Annotated in this window: 17 protein-coding genes; 10 read left to right on the top strand and 7 right to left on the bottom strand. The window is 59.4% G+C overall.

Annotated elements, in window-relative coordinates:
* Positions 1–32 precede the first annotated feature (32 nt).
* Entirely contained in the window at positions 33–851 is an 819-nt protein-coding gene (locus tag AFK67_RS06505; RefSeq protein WP_007722465.1) for a pyridoxal phosphatase, read from the top strand.
* On the opposite strand, the gene modC is transcribed toward AFK67_RS06505, so the two are convergent.
* From modC to AFK67_RS21620, 4 genes are all read right to left on the bottom strand, one after another.
* Complete coding sequence (modC, locus tag AFK67_RS06500; protein WP_007722463.1) at positions 848–1,906, bottom strand: molybdenum ABC transporter ATP-binding protein ModC; 1,059 nt, start codon at positions 1,904–1,906, stop codon at positions 848–850. The two genes, AFK67_RS06505 and modC, sit on opposite strands and share 4 nt — an antisense overlap.
* Positions 1,906–2,598, bottom strand: a complete 693-nt coding sequence (gene modB / locus AFK67_RS06495) for a molybdate ABC transporter permease subunit (RefSeq protein ID WP_032967252.1) — start codon at positions 2,596–2,598, stop codon at positions 1,906–1,908. Before modB ends, modC begins: the two co-directional genes overlap by 1 nt.
* The gene (gene modA, locus AFK67_RS06490) at positions 2,595–3,371 is read right to left on the bottom strand and encodes a molybdate ABC transporter substrate-binding protein (protein WP_007722457.1); all 777 of its coding nucleotides are present in this window, start codon (positions 3,369–3,371) and stop codon (positions 2,595–2,597) included. Before modA ends, modB begins: the two co-directional genes overlap by 4 nt.
* Positions 3,372–3,517: 146 nt before the next feature.
* On the bottom strand, positions 3,518–3,667 hold the full coding sequence (locus AFK67_RS21620; RefSeq protein WP_032967249.1) for an AcrZ family multidrug efflux pump-associated protein: 150 nt from the start codon (positions 3,665–3,667) through the stop codon (positions 3,518–3,520).
* Positions 3,668–3,796: 129 nt separating this feature from the next.
* Between AFK67_RS21620 and modE the strand changes: the two genes are divergently transcribed.
* From modE to gpmA, 7 genes are all read left to right on the top strand, one after another.
* Positions 3,797–4,588 carry a molybdenum-dependent transcriptional regulator gene (gene modE / locus AFK67_RS06485; RefSeq protein WP_038883983.1) on the top strand — a complete coding sequence of 264 codons (792 nt, stop codon included), beginning with the start codon at positions 3,797–3,799 and terminating at the stop codon, positions 4,586–4,588.
* A 74-nt stretch (positions 4,589–4,662) separates the two neighbouring features.
* Positions 4,663–6,135, top strand: coding sequence for a molybdate ABC transporter ATP-binding protein ModF (modF, locus tag AFK67_RS06480; RefSeq protein ID WP_032967246.1), 1,473 nt, complete (start codon positions 4,663–4,665; stop codon positions 6,133–6,135).
* A 229-nt stretch (positions 6,136–6,364) separates the two neighbouring features.
* Positions 6,365–7,381, top strand: coding sequence for a UDP-glucose 4-epimerase GalE (galE, locus tag AFK67_RS06475; protein ID WP_032967244.1), 1,017 nt, complete (start codon positions 6,365–6,367; stop codon positions 7,379–7,381).
* Positions 7,382–7,391: 10 nt separating this feature from the next.
* A complete protein-coding gene (galT, locus tag AFK67_RS06470) occupies positions 7,392–8,438 on the top strand; it encodes a galactose-1-phosphate uridylyltransferase (protein ID WP_007722445.1) in 1,047 nt (348 codons plus the stop codon).
* 2 nt (positions 8,439–8,440) lie between these two features.
* Positions 8,441–9,589 carry a galactokinase gene (galK, locus tag AFK67_RS06465; RefSeq protein ID WP_007722443.1) on the top strand — a complete coding sequence of 383 codons (1,149 nt, stop codon included), beginning with the start codon at positions 8,441–8,443 and terminating at the stop codon, positions 9,587–9,589.
* The gene (gene galM, locus AFK67_RS06460) at positions 9,583–10,623 is read left to right on the top strand and encodes a galactose-1-epimerase (protein WP_038883986.1); all 1,041 of its coding nucleotides are present in this window, start codon (positions 9,583–9,585) and stop codon (positions 10,621–10,623) included. Before galK ends, galM begins: the two co-directional genes overlap by 7 nt.
* A gap of 210 nt (positions 10,624–10,833) precedes the next feature.
* Entirely contained in the window at positions 10,834–11,586 is a 753-nt protein-coding gene (gene gpmA, locus AFK67_RS06455) for a 2,3-diphosphoglycerate-dependent phosphoglycerate mutase (RefSeq protein WP_007670913.1), read from the top strand.
* A gap of 186 nt (positions 11,587–11,772) precedes the next feature.
* Here gpmA and aroG read toward each other — a convergent pair whose 3' ends face one another.
* Entirely contained in the window at positions 11,773–12,825 is a 1,053-nt protein-coding gene (gene aroG, locus AFK67_RS06450) for a 3-deoxy-7-phosphoheptulonate synthase AroG (protein WP_007722437.1), read from the bottom strand.
* Positions 12,826–13,149: 324 nt separating this feature from the next.
* On the opposite strand from aroG, the gene AFK67_RS06445 reads away from it, so the two are divergent.
* Both AFK67_RS06445 and zitB read left to right on the top strand, forming a co-directional pair.
* Positions 13,150–13,542, top strand: coding sequence for a protein YbgS (locus tag AFK67_RS06445; protein WP_007722433.1), 393 nt, complete (start codon positions 13,150–13,152; stop codon positions 13,540–13,542).
* Positions 13,543–13,671: 129 nt separating this feature from the next.
* Positions 13,672–14,625, top strand: coding sequence for a CDF family zinc transporter ZitB (gene zitB, locus AFK67_RS06440; protein ID WP_032967242.1), 954 nt, complete (start codon positions 13,672–13,674; stop codon positions 14,623–14,625).
* A 1-nt stretch (position 14,626) separates the two neighbouring features.
* Here zitB and pnuC read toward each other — a convergent pair whose 3' ends face one another.
* Together pnuC and nadA are read right to left on the bottom strand one after the other, a co-directional pair.
* Entirely contained in the window at positions 14,627–15,346 is a 720-nt protein-coding gene (gene pnuC, locus AFK67_RS06435) for a nicotinamide riboside transporter PnuC (protein WP_038883989.1), read from the bottom strand.
* 23 nt (positions 15,347–15,369) lie between these two features.
* Complete coding sequence (gene nadA / locus AFK67_RS06430) at positions 15,370–16,431, bottom strand: quinolinate synthase NadA (RefSeq protein WP_032967237.1); 1,062 nt, start codon at positions 16,429–16,431, stop codon at positions 15,370–15,372.
* Between the last annotated feature and the right edge of the window lie 204 nt (positions 16,432–16,635).

Below are 16,635 nucleotides of genomic sequence, written 5' to 3'. Positions count from 1 at the left end.
GGATATTCTGACTGACGACTCTGGAAACCCGCATGACCTTTCGCGTAATCGCTCTCGACTTAGACGGCACCCTGCTCACCGCACAAAAAACCATCCTCCAGGAATCTCTCGACGCGCTCGCGCTGGCGAAAGACGCCGGGCTGAAACCCGTTATCGTGACCGGGCGCCACCATAATGCCATCCATCCTTTTTATCAGGCGCTGGCGCTTGATACACCTGCAATTTGTTGTAATGGCACTTATTTGTATGATTATCAAGCGAAAAAGGTCCTGACTGCCGACCCAATGTCACCCCAGCAGGCCAGCGCATTGCTCGAACTGCTTACCGAACACGGCATACATTCCTTAATGTATGTGGACGACGCGATGCTGTATGAGCACGCTTCCGGCCATATCCAGCGCACCGAAAACTGGGCGCTGCGCCTGCCCGAAGCCCAGCGTCCGGTGTTTCGCCAGGTCGCTTCGCTGCAGGACGCCGCGCGCTCGGTGAAGAATATCTGGAAATTCGCGCTGACCGGCGAGGACATTCCGCGCCTGCAAAGCCTCGCGCTGACCATTGAGCGCGAACTGGGGCTCGCCTGCGAGTGGTCATGGCACGATCAGGTGGATGTGGCCGCGCCCGGCAACAGCAAAGGCAAGCGGCTGGCGCAGTGGGTGGAATCGCAGGGGTTGTCGATGGATCAGGTGGTGGCGTTCGGCGACAACCACAACGATATCTCGATGCTGGAGCGCGCCGGCCTCGGTATCGCCATGGGGAATGCCGATGACATCGTGAAATCGCACGCCGACAAAGTGATTGGCCCCAACACCGAGGCCAGCATTGCCGACGCGCTGCGTCAGTGGGTGCTTTAAGTGGTGATCGACACGCTTTTAATCTGGGCGTAAAGCCAGAGGCCCGGCTTGATAGCGAGCTCGTCGCGCGCCCAGGGGCTGATGCGCGCCCAGAGGGTGCGCGAGCCCACCTCCAGCTGAACTTCTACCTGACCGTTGTCGTCGTAACATTGCGCCACGCGGGCGCGCACGATGTTACGAATACTGCTTTGCAGCGGCGGTTGCAGCACCAGCGAGACGTCGGACGCCTGAATGCGAATGCGCAACGGCGTCTGCAGCGGCTTTTCGATGCGGCTAACCCACAGATGCTGGTCGCCCAGCGCCAGTGCCGTCATCGCGTAGTGCGGATGATGCTCAAGCACGGTGACTTTTAGCACGCTGCTCTGCTGCTCCGGCGGCAGCCACGGGTTCATCACGCTGCTGCCCCAGATATCTTCCAGGCTACCGAACGCTTTTACCTCGCCCTGCTCCAGCACCAGCACTTTATCCGCCAGGTGCAAAATCTCCTCCAGCGAGTGGCTGACATAGAGCATCGGGATGTTGATTTCGCGCGCCAGCCGTTGCAGATACGGCAGCAGCTCGCGCTTGCGCGGCACATCGAGCGAGGCGAGCGGCTCGTCGAGCAGCAAGAGTTCCGGTGCGGTCAGTAACGCGCGGCCTATCGCCACGCGCTGCTTTTCACCGCCCGACAGCGTGCCCGGAAGGCGGTCCAGCAGCGGCTCAATGCCGAGCAGCGTCACCAGCTTGTCAAACTGCGCCGCCATCTCTTTCGCCATGCCATATTTCAGGTTGCCGCGTACTTTATAGTGCGGGAACAGGCGCGCGTCCTGGAAGACATAGCCGATGCGGCGTTTTTCCGGCGGCAGGAAGATGTCCGTTTCGGTATCGCTCAGCACGCGGTCGTTTAATACGATGCGCCCGTGCTGCGGACGCGTCAGGCCGCTGATGGCGTTAATCAGCGAGGTTTTGCCCGCGCCCGAGACGCCAAAGACGGCGGTAATGCCGCTGCCCGGCAGGGTTTCATTGACCGTCAGGCGGTGGTTGCCGAGCACCTGGGTGAAATTAAGCTCCAGCATTAAGACGCCCCCAGACGACGGCGGCTCTGGCGCGCCAGCCATTCAGAAAGCATCAGCGAGCAGAGCGCCAGCACGATAGCGATAACGCACAGACGCGCAGCGGCGCCCTCACCGCCCGGCGTCTGGATAAGCGTATACATCGCCGACGGCAGCGTGCGGGTTTCGCCAGGAATATTAGCGACAAAAGTGATCGTGGCGCCGAATTCGCCAAGCGAACGCGCGAAGGCAAGCACGGTGCCGACGATAATGCCCGGCAGCGTCAGCGGCAGTGTAATGGTGAAAAAGACCCGCCAGCGACCCGCACCGAGCGTGCGCGCCGCCGCTTCCAGGCGAACATCGACCGCTTCCAGCGCCAGACGAATGGCGCGCACCATCAGCGGGAACGCCATGACTGCCGAGGCGAGCACCGCCCCGCGCCAGCTGAAAGCGAACGTGAAACCGAAGAGATCGTACAGCCATTCGCCTATCAGGCCGCGGCGGCCAAAGACCACCAGCAGCAGATAACCGACCGCCACCGGCGGCAGCACCAGCGGCAGGTGGATAACGCCGTCCAGCAGCGTTTTGCCGGGAAAGGTGCAGCGCACCAGCACCCAGGCGAGAAGGATCCCGAAGGGCAAACTGATAAGTACCGCAAGTGTAGAGACTTTCAGGCTAAGCAGTACCGCTTGCCATTCGGGTTCCGTCAACATCATTGGCTGGTCGTAAATCCATATCGTTTGAACACTGCGGCAGCTTCCGGGCCCTGCAGATAGCGGTAAAACGCGCTGACCGTCGGGTTGTTATGCCCGTCGATAATCGCCAGCGGGTATTCCACTTTCTGATGGGAATCCTCCGGGAAGGTGCCAACCACTTTCACGCCGCGGCTTGCCACGGCGTCAGAACCATACACGATGCCCAGCGGGGCTTCGTCGCGCTCCACCAGCGCCAGCGCGCCGCGAACGTCTTCGGCGGGCGCGAGCTGTGCTGAGAGCGTGTCCCAGGCACCGAGCTTTTGCAATGCCTCTTTGGCGTAAATCCCGGCCGGTACGTGCGCCGGATCGCCCACCGCCAGTCGGCCGCCCTTCAGCAGGCTTTTCCAGTCGGTGCTGCGGTTAATCACGATATCGCCCTGCGCGCGTTTGGCCGGTGCCACCACGACCAGGCTATTGCCGAGCAGCGTTTTGCGGCTGCCTGCGTCAACGGCTTTTTTATCGGCGGCGTAATCCATCCACTTCTGGTCAGCGGAGATAAAAATATCCGCCGGCGCCCCGGCTTCAATCTGGCGCGCCAGCGTCGACGACGACGCGAACGACGACACCACTTTGACCTGATGCGCTTTCGCATAATCGGTCGCGATATCCTGCATCGCGTTCGTCAGCGAGGCGGCGGCGAAGACCGTGACCGTATTCTCCTGCGCCAGCGACTGGCCGACAACGCCCGCGCTTAAGGTGACGCCGAGCGCCAGTCGTACCCATAACTTTGCCATGACACACTCCTTACCGTTTCGTTATATAAAGAATAATATAACGCTGCGGGCAGGGTTTTCCCAGCAGTTATCGGCAAAGAACGCGGCGGCTTGAGGGCGGTGGAGCAGAAATGAAACGCCCGGCAAAGCCGGGCGCGGGGGGGAAATCAGCGGTGCTGTTTTGGCTGGTCTTTATGACCGATGCCGGAGAAGAGGTTAAACACCTCGCCCAGGCCCCAGATTAAACCCAGGATCACGGCCATCACCACCGGCACCATAATCACGGCAAACGCCAGACTTTTCAACAACTCCAACATGGTTGCCTCCTGAATATCAGTAAACCGTCATTCTAGCGGCATCCGTGCGAAACATCCTGCCCTTTTGTGCCATTTGCGCCGACGCGCCGCTTTCCTTCACAATAGCCTTTTGCCCCGCAGGAGGCCACCATGCAGGCCGATATTCTTCTGACGCTCAAACTGCACGACAAAATTTTTGCCGACCCGCGGCGCATCGCGCTGCTAAAACAGGTGGCGCAGACGGGCTCTATCAGCCAGGGCGCGAAACTCGCCGGTATCAGCTACAAAAGCGCGTGGGACGCCATTAACGAGATGAATCAGCTTGGCGATGGTCTGTTAGTCGAGCGCGCCACCGGCGGCAAAGGTGGCGGCGGCGCGCAGGTGACGCCTTACGGCGCGCGGCTTATCGCGCTCTACGATCTGCTCGGGCAGATCCAGCAAAAGGCGTTTGACGCGCTCAGCGACGACGCGTTGCCGCTCGACAGCCTGCTCGCCGCCATCGCGCGCTTTTCACTGCAAACCAGCGCCCGCAACCAGTGGTTCGGCCAGGTGGTGGCGCGCGATGCCGACCCGGTTCAGGAGATGATTGAGATAGCGCTTGCGGGCAGCAACACGCGCATCAGGGCTGCGGTGACGAGCCAGAGCGCCGAACGTCTGGCGCTTGCGCCGGGCAAAGAGGTGCTGGCGCTCGTCAAAGCGCCGTGGGTGCAGCTCGCCCGCGAACCGCAGGCGGCTGCCAACGCCGATAATCAGTTCGCCGGCACCATCAGCCATATCTCCCGCACGGCGCAGCACTGCGAAGTTCTCCTGACGCTCCCGGACGGCCAGATGCTGTGCGCCACGCTCACGCCCGAGGCGGCGCAGGCGCTCGACCCGCAAGAAGGGCTGGCGGTGACGGCCTGGTTCACCGCCGACAGCGTGATTGTCGCGACGCTCTGTTAACGCGCCCCACCGTTGACATCGCGCCGTGAAAGACGTATCCCTGTGGTTTTGTGCTGCATAAAATGGGATAGCCAATGACAACGTTGCAAATTATGCAAGGCACGTTTCGCATTAGCGATACGCGCACGCTTCATATTGAGAGCCTGACGGTCCGCGCGGGCGAGAGCTGGGCGTTTGTCGGCGCTAACGGCAGCGGGAAATCGTCCCTCGCCAGGGCGCTCGCGGGCGAGCTGGCGCTGCAAAAAGGCGAGCGCGAAAGCCCCTTCTCCCACATCGCCCTGCTCTCGTTTGAACAGCTGCAACAGCTGGTGAGCGCCGAGTGGCAGCGCAACAACACGGACATGCTGAGCGCCGATGAAGACGATACCGGGCGCACCACGGCGCAGATTATTCAGGACGAGGTCCACGACCCGGAACGCTGCGCGACGCTCGCGGCGCTGTTCGGCATTGAGTCGCTGCTTGAGCGGCGCTTCAAATACCTCTCTACCGGAGAGACCCGCAAAACGCTGCTCTGCCAGGCGCTGATGGCGCAGCCGGATCTTCTCATTCTTGACGAACCGTTCGACGGTCTCGACGTCGCCTCGCGCGAACAGCTGGCGCGGCTTCTCGGCGAGCTGAGCGCCCAGGGCTATACGCTGGCGCTGATCCTCAACCGCTTCGATGAAATCCCCGATTTCGTGCAACACGCGGGCGTGGTGGCCGATTGCGCGCTGGTTGAGACCGGCGATAAGGCAACGCTGCTGAACCAGGCGCTGGTAGCGCAGCTCGCGCACAGCGAAACGCTCGCGGGCGTGCGGCTGCCGGAGGCGGACGAGCCTGCGGCGCGCCATTCCCTGAATGACGCCGAGCCGCGTATTGTGCTGCGCAACGGCGTGGTCTCTTATAATGACCGGCCTATTCTCAATAACCTGAGCTGGACGGTAAATCCTGGCGAACACTGGCAAATCGTCGGCCCCAATGGCGCGGGGAAATCAACGCTGTTAAGCCTGGTGACCGGCGATCATCCGCAGGGCTACAGCAACGACCTGACGCTCTTTGGCCGCCGTCGCGGCAGCGGCGAAACCATCTGGGACATCAAAAAGCATATCGGCTATGTGAGCAGCAGCCTGCACCTCGATTACCGGGTCAGCGCCACGGTGCGCAGCGTGATTTTGTCGGGGTACTTTGACTCAATCGGCATTTATCAGGCGGTGTCGGACCGCCAGCAGCAGCTGACACGCGAATGGCTCGCCATCCTTGGGATGGATAACGCCACCGCCGATGCGCCGTTTCACAGCCTCTCCTGGGGTCAGCAGCGGCTGGCGCTGATCGTGCGCGCGCTGGTGAAACACCCGACGCTGCTTATCCTCGACGAACCATTACAGGGGCTCGACCCGCTGAATCGCCAGCTGGTGCGCCGCTTTGTCGATGTGCTGATTAGCGAAGGCGAGACGCAGTTGTTGTTTGTATCGCACCATGCGGAAGATGCCCCGTCGTGCATGACGCACCGCTTAACCTTCGTGCCGGACGGCGACAGCTACCGTTACCAGTTCGATACGCTGCGTTAACACGTCACGTCTTTTCTACGGGCCGGCGCGTTACCCGGCCCGCCCCGCCGCTTCACTTTCAGATTAGCTGCAAATCGCCGCCTCAGGTTTTGTTTTACAATGGCTTAGCGTTGTCAGCCTGCGGAGTGAAAATCAGTGTAAACGATTCCACTAATTTATCCCATATCACACTTTTTGGCTCTCTGTTATGCTATGGTTAATACATACCATAAGCGTAATGGAGCCAAATATGCGAGTTCTGGTAACAGGTGGTAGCGGTTACATCGGAAGTCATACCTGTGTGCAACTACTGCAAAACGATCATGATGTGGTCATCCTTGATAATCTCTGCAACAGCAAGCGCAGCGTTTTGCCGGTGATTGAGCGCCTCGGCGGTAAAGCCGCGACGTTTATCGACGGCGATATCCGCGATGAAGCGCTGCTGCGCGAGATTTTCCACGACTATGCAATCGACACGGTGATCCACTTCGCCGGTCTGAAGGCGGTCGGCGAATCCGTCGCCAAACCGCTTGAGTATTACGACAACAACGTGAACGGTACGCTGCGCCTTATCTCCGCCATGCGCGCCGCCGGCGTCACCAACTTTATCTTCAGCTCCTCCGCCACCGTTTATGGCGACCAGCCGAAAATCCCTTACGTCGAAAGCTTCCCGACCGGCACCCCGCAAAGCCCGTATGGCAAAAGCAAGCTGATGGTCGAACAGATCCTGACCGACCTGCAAAAGGCCTGCCCGGAGTGGAGCGTCGCGCTGCTGCGTTATTTCAATCCGGTTGGCGCGCATCCGTCGGGCGATATGGGCGAAGACCCGCAGGGCATCCCGAACAACCTGATGCCGTATATCGCCCAGGTGGCGGTTGGCCGTCGCGAATCGCTGGCGGTGTTTGGCAATGATTACCCGACGAAAGACGGCACCGGCGTGCGCGACTATATCCACGTGATGGATCTCGCCGACGGCCACGTGGCCGCGATGCAGCAGCTCGCCGACAAGCCGGGCGTGCATATCTATAACCTCGGCGCAGGCGTCGGCAGCAGCGTGCTGGATGTGGTGAACGCCTTTAGCCAGGCCTGCGGCAAACCAATTAATTATCACTTTGCGCCGCGCCGCGACGGCGACCTGCCCGCTTACTGGGCGGACGCCACCAAAGCCGACCAAGAGCTTAACTGGCGCGTGACGCGCTCATTACAGGAGATGGCGGACGACACCTGGCGCTGGCAGTCCCGTCATCCTCAAGGTTATCCCGATTAAAGGAAGTCAGATGGAACAGTTTAACCCCGTGGATCATCCGCACCGTCGTTATAACCCGCTGACCGGACAATGGATCCTGGTTTCGCCGCATCGCGCCAAGCGCCCCTGGCAGGGGGCGCAGGAAACGCCTGCGAAACAGACGCTGCCGCAGCACGATCCCGATTGCTTTCTCTGCCCCGGCAACACCCGCGTCACCGGGGATAAAAACCCGCAGTACACCGGCACATACGTTTTTACCAACGATTTCGCCGCGCTGATGACCGACACGCCGGACGCGCCGCAAAGCGCCGATCCGCTGATGCGCCTTGAGAGCGCGCGCGGCACCAGCCGCGTTATCTGTTTCTCGCCGGATCACAGCAAAACGCTGCCGGAGCTGACGCTGCCCGCACTCGAAGAAGTGGTGAAAACCTGGCAGACGCAGACCGCCGAGCTTGGGCAGACGTACCCCTGGGTACAGGTGTTTGAGAATAAAGGCGCGGCGATGGGTTGCTCCAACCCGCATCCGCACGGCCAGATCTGGGCTAACAGCTTCCTGCCAAATGAAGCCGAGCGTGAAGACCGCCTGCAGCGTGAGTATTTCGAACAGCAGGGCTCGCCGATGCTCGTCGATTACGCGCAGCGCGAGCTTGCCGACGGCAGCCGCACTGTCGTGGAGACCGAGCACTGGCTGGCGGTAGTGCCGTACTGGGCCGCCTGGCCGTTTGAAACGCTGCTGCTGCCGAAGACGCCTGTTCTGCGCATGACCGATCTCACGGACGCGCAGCGCAGCGATCTGGCGCTGGCGCTGAAGAAGCTCACCAGCCGTTACGACAACCTGTTCCAGACCTCCTTCCCCTACTCGATGGGCTGGCACGGCGCGCCGTTTAACGGCGAAGAGAACGCACACTGGCAGCTGCATGCCCACTTCTATCCGCCGCTGCTGCGCAGCGCCACGGTACGCAAGTTTATGGTGGGGTATGAAATGCTGGCGGAAACCCAGCGTGATTTAACCGCCGAGCAGGCGGCAGAGCGCCTGCGCGCCGTCAGCGACATCCATTTTCGCGAATCCGGAGAATAACAATGAGCCTGAAAGAGAAGACACAATCCCTGTTTGCCGAGAAATTCGGCTACCCTGCCACCACCCACATTCAGGCGCCGGGCCGCGTAAACCTTATCGGTGAGCATACCGACTATAACGACGGTTTCGTGCTGCCGTGCGCGATTGACTATCAGACGGTCATCAGCTGCGCGAAACGCGATGACCGCCGCGTGCGCGTGATTGCCGTCGATTACGAAAACGAAACCGACGAGTTCTCTCTTGATGAGCCTATCCTGGCGCACGACAGCCAGCAGTGGTCGAACTATGTGCGCGGCGTGGTAAAACACCTGCAACAGCGTGATGCCAGCTTCGGCGGCGCCGACCTCGTTATCAGCGGCAACGTGCCGCAGGGCGCGGGCTTAAGCTCATCGGCCTCGCTGGAAGTCGCGGTCGGCACCGTGTTCCGCCATCTTTATCATCTCTCGCTCGACGGCGCGCAGATAGCGCTGAACGGTCAGGAGGCGGAAAACCAGTTCGTCGGCTGTAACTGCGGCATTATGGATCAGCTGATTTCCGCGCTGGGCAAGAAAGATCATGCGCTGCTCATCGACTGCCGCAGCCTCGGCACCAAAGCCGTACCGATGCCGCAGGGCGTCGCGGTGGTGATTATCAACAGTAACTTTAAACGCACGCTGGTCGGCAGCGAGTACAACACCCGCCGCGAGCAGTGCGAAACCGGCGCGCGCTTCTTCACGCAAAAAGCGCTGCGCGATGTGAGCCTCGATCAGTTTAACGCCGTGGCCCATGAGCTCGACCCGATGGTGGCCAAACGCGTGCGTCACGTCCTGACCGAAAACGCCCGCACCGTGGAAGCCGCCGATGCGCTGGCGAAAGGCGATCTGACCCGCATGGGCCAGCTGATGGCGGAGTCTCACGCCTCGATGCGCGACGACTTTGAAATTACCGTTCCGCAGATCGATACTCTGGTAGAGATTGTGAAATCGGTGATCGGTGATAAAGGCGGCGTACGCATGACGGGCGGCGGCTTCGGCGGCTGCGTCGTGGCGCTGGTGCCGGAGGCTATCGTGCCGCAAGTGCAGGCCGCCGTCGAAGCGCAGTACGAAGCGCGCACCGGTATTAAAGAAACGTTTTACGTGTGCAAACCTTCAGAAGGAGCAGGTCTGTGCTAAAAGAGACGCCGCAACTGGCCCCGGATGGGCTGCCGTATCGTATTTCCACCCTGCGCAATGCCGCAGGGATGGTCGTTACCGTCATGGACTGGGGCGCGACGCTGCTGTCGGCCCGCGTTCCAATGAAAGACGCCAGCGTGCGCGAAACGCTGCTGGGTTGCCCGAGCCCGGAGGTATGGCTTGAGCAAACCGCGTTCCTCGGCGCGTCGGTAGGCCGTTACGCTAACCGCATCGCGCAGTCGCGCTTTACGCTGGATGGCGAAACCTGGTCTCTTACGCCAAGCCAGGGCGAAAACCAGCTGCATGGCGGCCCGGAAGGGTTCGACAAACGCCGCTGGCGTATCGTGCGTCAGAACGAGCACGAAGTGCTTTATACGCTGGATTCGCAGGACGGCGACCAGGGTTATCCTGGCGAACTGCGCGCCACCGCGCATTTCCGCCTGACGGACGATAACCGCATCAGCATTGAATATCGCGCCCGCGTGGATAAGCCCTGCCCGGTTAACCTGACTAACCATGCCTATTTCAACCTGGATGGCGAGCAGAATGACGTGCGCGACCATCGCCTGCAGCTGTTCGCCGGGCGTTATCTGCCGGTGGATGAGCAAGGGATCCCGCGTGAAGGGCTAGCAGACGTGTCGGGAACGGGCTTTGATTTCCGCGAGCCGAAAAAAATCGCGCAGGATTTCCTGAAAGATGAAGGCCAGAAGCGCGTGAAAGGCTATGACCACGCCTGGCTGCTTGATGCCAAAGGCGATCTGACTCAGCCTGCGGCGCACGTCTGGTCGAGCGATGAAAAGTTGAAAATGACGGTCTACACCACCGCGCCTGCCTTGCAGTTCTACTCCGGTAACTATCTCGAAGGCACGCCCGCGCGCGAACAGGGCACCTACAGCGCCTGGCAAGGGCTGGCGCTGGAGAGCGAATTCCTGCCTGACAGCCCGAACCACCCGGAATGGCCGCAGCCTGACTGCATTCTGCGCCCGGACCAGGAATACCTGAGCGTCACGCAGTATCACTTTATTCCTCAGTGACCTTTCAGCCCTCTTCCCGAAGAGGGCTTTTTTTCGCCGTTTTGCTGTAATTACCAACAGTTACTGACAAAAAAATCACGGCCGATTCACATGCGCCTTACACTAGACCGCTATTTTCGCTATGTTAAAGGTTTACGTTGCCGCTAACTTCTACACGGCAATATAATGATAACTGTTATCATTCAATCAGGCTTATGAAGGAGTAATACTATGGCTGTTACTAAGCTGGTTCTGGTTCGTCACGGCGAAAGCCAGTGGAACAACGAAAACCGCTTTACCGGTTGGTACGACGTTGACCTGTCCGAGAAGGGCGTCAGCGAAGCTAAAGCGGCTGGCAAACTGCTGAAAGATGAAGGCTACAGCTTCGATTTTGCTTATACCTCCGTGCTGAAACGTGCCATCCATACGCTGTGGAACATCCTGGATGGGCTGGATCAGGCCTGGCTGCCGGTTGAAAAATCCTGGAAACTGAACGAGCGTCATTACGGTGCGCTGCAGGGCCTGAACAAAGCGGAAACCGCTGAGAAATATGGCGATGATCAGGTGAAACAGTGGCGTCGTGGTTTTGCGGTGACCCCGCCTGCGCTGACCAAAGACGATGAGCGTTTCCCGGGCCATGATCCGCGTTATGCGAAACTGACCGAGCAGGAACTGCCGCTGACCGAAAGCCTGGCGCTGACCATCGATCGCGTTATTCCTTACTGGAATGAAACCATTCTGCCGCGCCTGAAAAGCGGCGAGCGCGTGATCATCGCCGCGCACGGCAACTCCCTGCGCGCGCTGGTGAAATACCTGGATAACATGAGCGAAGAAGAGATCCTCGAGCTGAACATCCCGACCGGCGTGCCGCTGGTGTATGAGTTCGACGAGAACTTCAAACCGATTAAACATTACTATCTGGGCAACGCAGACGAGATCGCAGCGAAAGCCGCGGCCGTTGCGAACCAGGGTAAAGCGAAGTAATTCGCGACCATAAGATGTGAAAAAGGCGTGGTGAAAACCACGCCTTTTTTATTGGGCGGCGAGAGGGTTTTTGGCATGGATGGCGGGTGCGCTGCGCTTACCCGCCCTGTCACGTTGCGCTTATGTAGGGTGGGTAAGCGCAGCGCCCCCACCATCAAACAGAAGAGCCCACTCAGACAGCGGAATTTACCCGCGGCGCGCTTTTACGGCATCGGCGAGCTGGCGCAGGATGGCGTCGGTATCTTCCCACCCGATGCAGGCATCGGTAACGCTTTTGCCGTATACCAGCGGTTCGCCGCTCTCGAGGCTCTGGTTGCCTTCCACCAGATGGCTTTCGATCATCACGCCCATGATAGCCTGCTCGCCACCGGCGATTTGGCCGCATACGTCCGCGCCGACTTCCATCTGCTTTTTAAATTGCTTGCTGGAGTTCGCATGGCTGAAATCGATCATCACCTGCGGCTTTAGCCCGGCTTTCTCAAGCCCGGTTTTCACCTCGGCGACATGCGCCGCGCTGTAGTTTGGCGTTTTACCGCCGCGCAGGATGATATGGCAATCGCTATTACCGCTGGTATTGACGATAGCCGAGTGGCCCCACTTGGTCACTGACAGGAAGCAGTGCGGCGCGCTGGCGGCGTTGATGGCGTCAATCGCCACTTTGATGGTGCCGTCGGTGCCGTTTTTAAACCCGACCGGACAGGAGAGCCCGGAGGCCAGCTCACGGTGCACCTGTGATTCCGTCGTGCGTGCGCCAATCGCGCCCCAGCTCATGAGATCCGCCATATACTGCGGCGTTATCATATCGAGGAACTCGCCCGCGGCGGGCAGGCCGGTGTCGTTGATATCGAGCAGCAGCTTACGCGCGATGCGCAGCCCTTCGTTAATCTGGAAGCTGTTATCCATATGCGGATCGTTGATGAGCCCTTTCCAGCCCACCGTCGTGCGCGGCTTTTCAAAATAGACGCGCATGACGATTTCCAGCTCGTTTTTCAGCGCCTTGCGCAGCGGCAGCAGACGAGAGGCATACTCTTTCGCCGCGATTGGATCGTGAATAGAACATGGGCCAATGACGACGAGCAACCGATCGTCGTCGCCACGCAGGATCTGATGAATCGCCTGACGGGCCGCAGATACGGTCTCAGCAGCTTTTTCAGTAGCGGGAAATTTTTCCAGGAGTGCGACAGGCGGGAGTAATTCGTCGATGCCTTCGATACGTAAATCGTCGTTCTGATAAGTCATGATGGTTCCAGGAGGCCCTACAGTTTCGTTGTAATGCAATCCCTTCAATCTATCTTGTCGCGTCAGTAGTGTAAACGCGTATTTACACTTCGCACGGAAAATTCCTGGAAGTTAACTTAAAAACGCCAGAAAGTAGCGTAAAGCGAGATGCAGTCTACACTTTTTAAGTGTTAGCACTCTGTTTTATACATTTTACAGAATCACCTACTGCCTTTCGGCGATAGTGTGGTTTTTTAGACCGCAACACACACGCTGATCAACTTTTTCGCAGTGCACTGTTGGAAGAAGTTATCCAGCAATAACGACCAGAACAGGAGCATGACTATGAAACTGAATAAACTGACTTCACTCTTTCTGACCGCCACTCTGACTCTGGCCAGCGGCGCGGCGCTTGCCGCCGATACCGGCTCTTCAACCAGCGGTGGAGATACGGGCTCAGCGAATGCGGCCGCGAGCGCAGGTCAGGTAGCGCCTGACGCGAAACAGAATGTCGCTCCCAACGGCGTTGATAACAGCAATATCAATACCTCTGGCACCAATTCCGCGAACAGCGGCGTGAACACCGGCACCGGCTCCTCAACCGGGACGACATCGGGCACCGCGCACAGCACCAGCGGCGACATGGGCGCAACCGGCACCAGCACGGGTACCTCCGGCAGTAGCGTACAGTGTACTGGCGATGCCTGCCCGAGCACCTCTGGCAGCACCTCCCAGTAATCGCATTTAATGCGTTGATCCCAAAGGAGAGCTTCGGCTCTCCTTTATTTTTGCTATTGTGGTAGCGCGCGACGTTCGCGCAGTAACTGAACCGATAATCACAACAATTTATTCTGAGCGACGCACGCTATGGCCCATTCCCATTCCCATTCCCACGACTCCCACGATCACACCCAACATTCCAACAGTCAGCGGCTGCTGATCGCCTTTCTGGTGACCGCCGCATTTATGGTACTGGAGGTTGTCGGCGGGCTGCTCTCTGGCTCGCTGGCGCTGCTGGCTGACGCGGGCCATATGTTTACCGACGCCGCCGCGCTGCTGGTGGCGCTGATGGCCGTGCGTTTCGCGCGGCGTGCGCCGGATACGCGTCACACCTTCGGGCTGCTGCGCTTAACCACCCTTGCCGCGTTCGTGAATGCGCTCGCGCTGCTGGTCATTACCGGAATCATTGTCTGGGAGGCGATTGCGCGCTTTATCACGCCGCAGCCGGTGGCGGGCGGCGCGATGCTCGGTATCGCCGTGGCGGGCCTGGTGGCGAATCTGCTGTCGTTCTGGATCCTGCACCGTGGCAGCGATGAGAAAAACATGAATGTGCGCGCGGCGGCGCTGCATGTGCTTGGCGACCTGCTGGGTTCGGTCGGGGCGATTGTGGCTGCGCTGATTATTCTCTGGACGGGATGGACGCCTATTGACCCGATCCTCTCGATTCTGGTGTCGTGCCTGGTGCTGCGCAGCGCATGGCGGCTGCTGAAAGAAAGCATGAATGAACTGCTGGAAGGCGCGCCGCGCGCGGTGGATGTCGACCAGCTGCGCCGCCGGCTACTGCGCGAGATCCCGGAAGCGCGCGATGTGCATCATGTGCATCTCTGGCTCGTTGGGGAGAAACCGGTGATGACGCTGCATGTTCAGGTGATCCCGCCGCACGATCACGATGCCTTGCTGGCAAATATTCATGACTATCTGAAACAGCATTACCAGATAGCGCACGCGACGGTGCAGCTGGAATATCAGTCATGCAGCGGAAAAGACTGCGATCTGAACGCCGCGGGCGCTACCGCGCACGCCCACGGCCATTCTCACTAAGTTAGTATGCCAGCGCGTGCGAGCCCCGCTCGCGCGCCGCTTTAATCCACATCCGGCTGCCATTCAGCGCGATAAACGTCAGGATGAGGTATTCCAGCGACATGGCGTACACGCCCTGGCGCGCGAATATCACTACGCTAATGACGTTAATGATCACCCACAGCAGCCAGTTTTCGACATATTTGCGGGTCATCAGGATCATCGCCACGACCGACAGCACCGTCATGCAGGAGTCCCAGAACGGGAAGGCGTCCGGCTGAAGCTGCGGCGCCATGACGTTAAGCCCGGCGGCCTGCATCACGTGCACCGCGACGCGGGTCAGGAACGCGAACACCGGGTCAATCCATACGGTCATCAGCCCAATAGCGATCACGCAGACCGCCAGCCAGCCGAACGCTTTTGAGCGCGGCAGCCAGCGAATGTGCAGTGCCGCCTGGTGGTCACTGCTCTGGCGCGACCAGGCGTACCAGCCGTAGAGATTGGCGGCAAAGAAAAAAACCTGTAGGAGCAGGCTGGCATAGAGCTGGATCTGAAAGAAAATAATCGCAAACAGCGTGACGTTGATTAATCCGAACGCGTAGTTAGCGATTTTCTCAAGGCTCGCGAGCCAGATGCACAGCAGCCCCGCCAGCGTTCCGACCGCTTCAATCCATGAAAGCGAGTACCCGCCCTCGCCGAGCGGAATATGCACCAGAATGTTTTGTACGCTAAAAAAATCCATATTATCCCCGAAGCGTAAAGTCCTTACGCGTTGCCCTTAACCGAAAGACGAAGTGTAGCCGCAAAATTCAGCATGCGGTTAAGCGGCATTAACGCGCGCTCTCGCAGGCCTGCATCAACATGAATCTCATGAGCCGCCCCGCCATGCTCCAGGGCCTCTGCGATGGCCTGAAGGCCGTTCATCGCCATCCACGGGCAGTGCGCGCAGGTGCGGCAGGTTGCCCCCTCCCCGGCCGTCGGCGCCTCAAGCAGCGTCTTTTCCGGACACGCCTGCTGCATTTTGTAAAAGATGCCGCGATCCGTCGCCACAATCAGCGTCTGCTGGGGCAGCGTTCTGGCGGCATTAATCAATTGACTGGTGGAGCCGACCGCATCGGCCATATCGACAATCGCCTGCGGCGACTCCGGGTGCACCAGTACAGCGGCATCCGGGTACAGCGCCTTCATGCGCGCCAGCGCCTGCGTTTTGAATTCATCATGCACGATGCAGGCACCCTGCCAGCAGAGCACATCCGCGCCGGTTTGCTGTTGCACGTAGCGGCCCAGGTGTCGGTCCGGTGCCCAGATGATTTTCTCGCCGAGACTATCGAGATGCTCAATCAGCTCCACGGCGATGCTGGATGTCACCACCCAGTCGGCGCGCGCTTTGACCGCCGCCGAGGTGTTGGCGTAAACCACCACGGTGCGATCCGGATGGCTGTCGCAAAACGCGGTGAACGCCTCTTCCGGACAGCCGAGATCGAGCGAGCACTCCGCCTGTAACGTCGGCATCAGAATGGTTTTTTCCGGGCTGAGAATTTTGGCGGTTTCGCCCATAAAGCGCACGCCCGCAACCAGCAGCGTGGTGGCAGAATGATTCGCGCCAAAACGCGCCATTTCGAGCGAGTCGGAAATACAGCCGCCGGTTTCTTCCGCCAGCGCCTGGATTTCGGGGTCGGTATAGTAGTGAGCGACCATCACCGCATTGCGTGCCTTAAGCAGACGCTTAATTTTTTCACGGTAAAAGGCTTTCTCGCCAGCGGACAGCGGAACTGGCTTCGGCGGGAACGGGTAAATCGCGGCTTCGGGATCGAACATTACACTCATTGGCACCATCTCGTTTTTTACACTGAACTAAAGCCGCTGTACCGAGCCAATGATAGCTACCTGGCAGCTTCATTTGTTTTATATGCTAAACAAGATAGCGGATCGGAGGCAGAAAGTCACAGGAAAACATCTGGAGTGAGATTATGAGAAAGGGCTAAAGCCAGCGATTGAACTATGACCAATCAGTTGTCGATAGCATGCGAA

The organism is Cronobacter dublinensis subsp. dublinensis LMG 23823 (genome assembly GCF_001277235.1).
GTDB classification, from domain to species: domain Bacteria; phylum Pseudomonadota; class Gammaproteobacteria; order Enterobacterales; family Enterobacteriaceae; genus Cronobacter; species Cronobacter dublinensis.
Note: the sequence above shows the minus strand (reverse complement) of the source record. Positions and strands in the feature narration are given on the sequence as shown.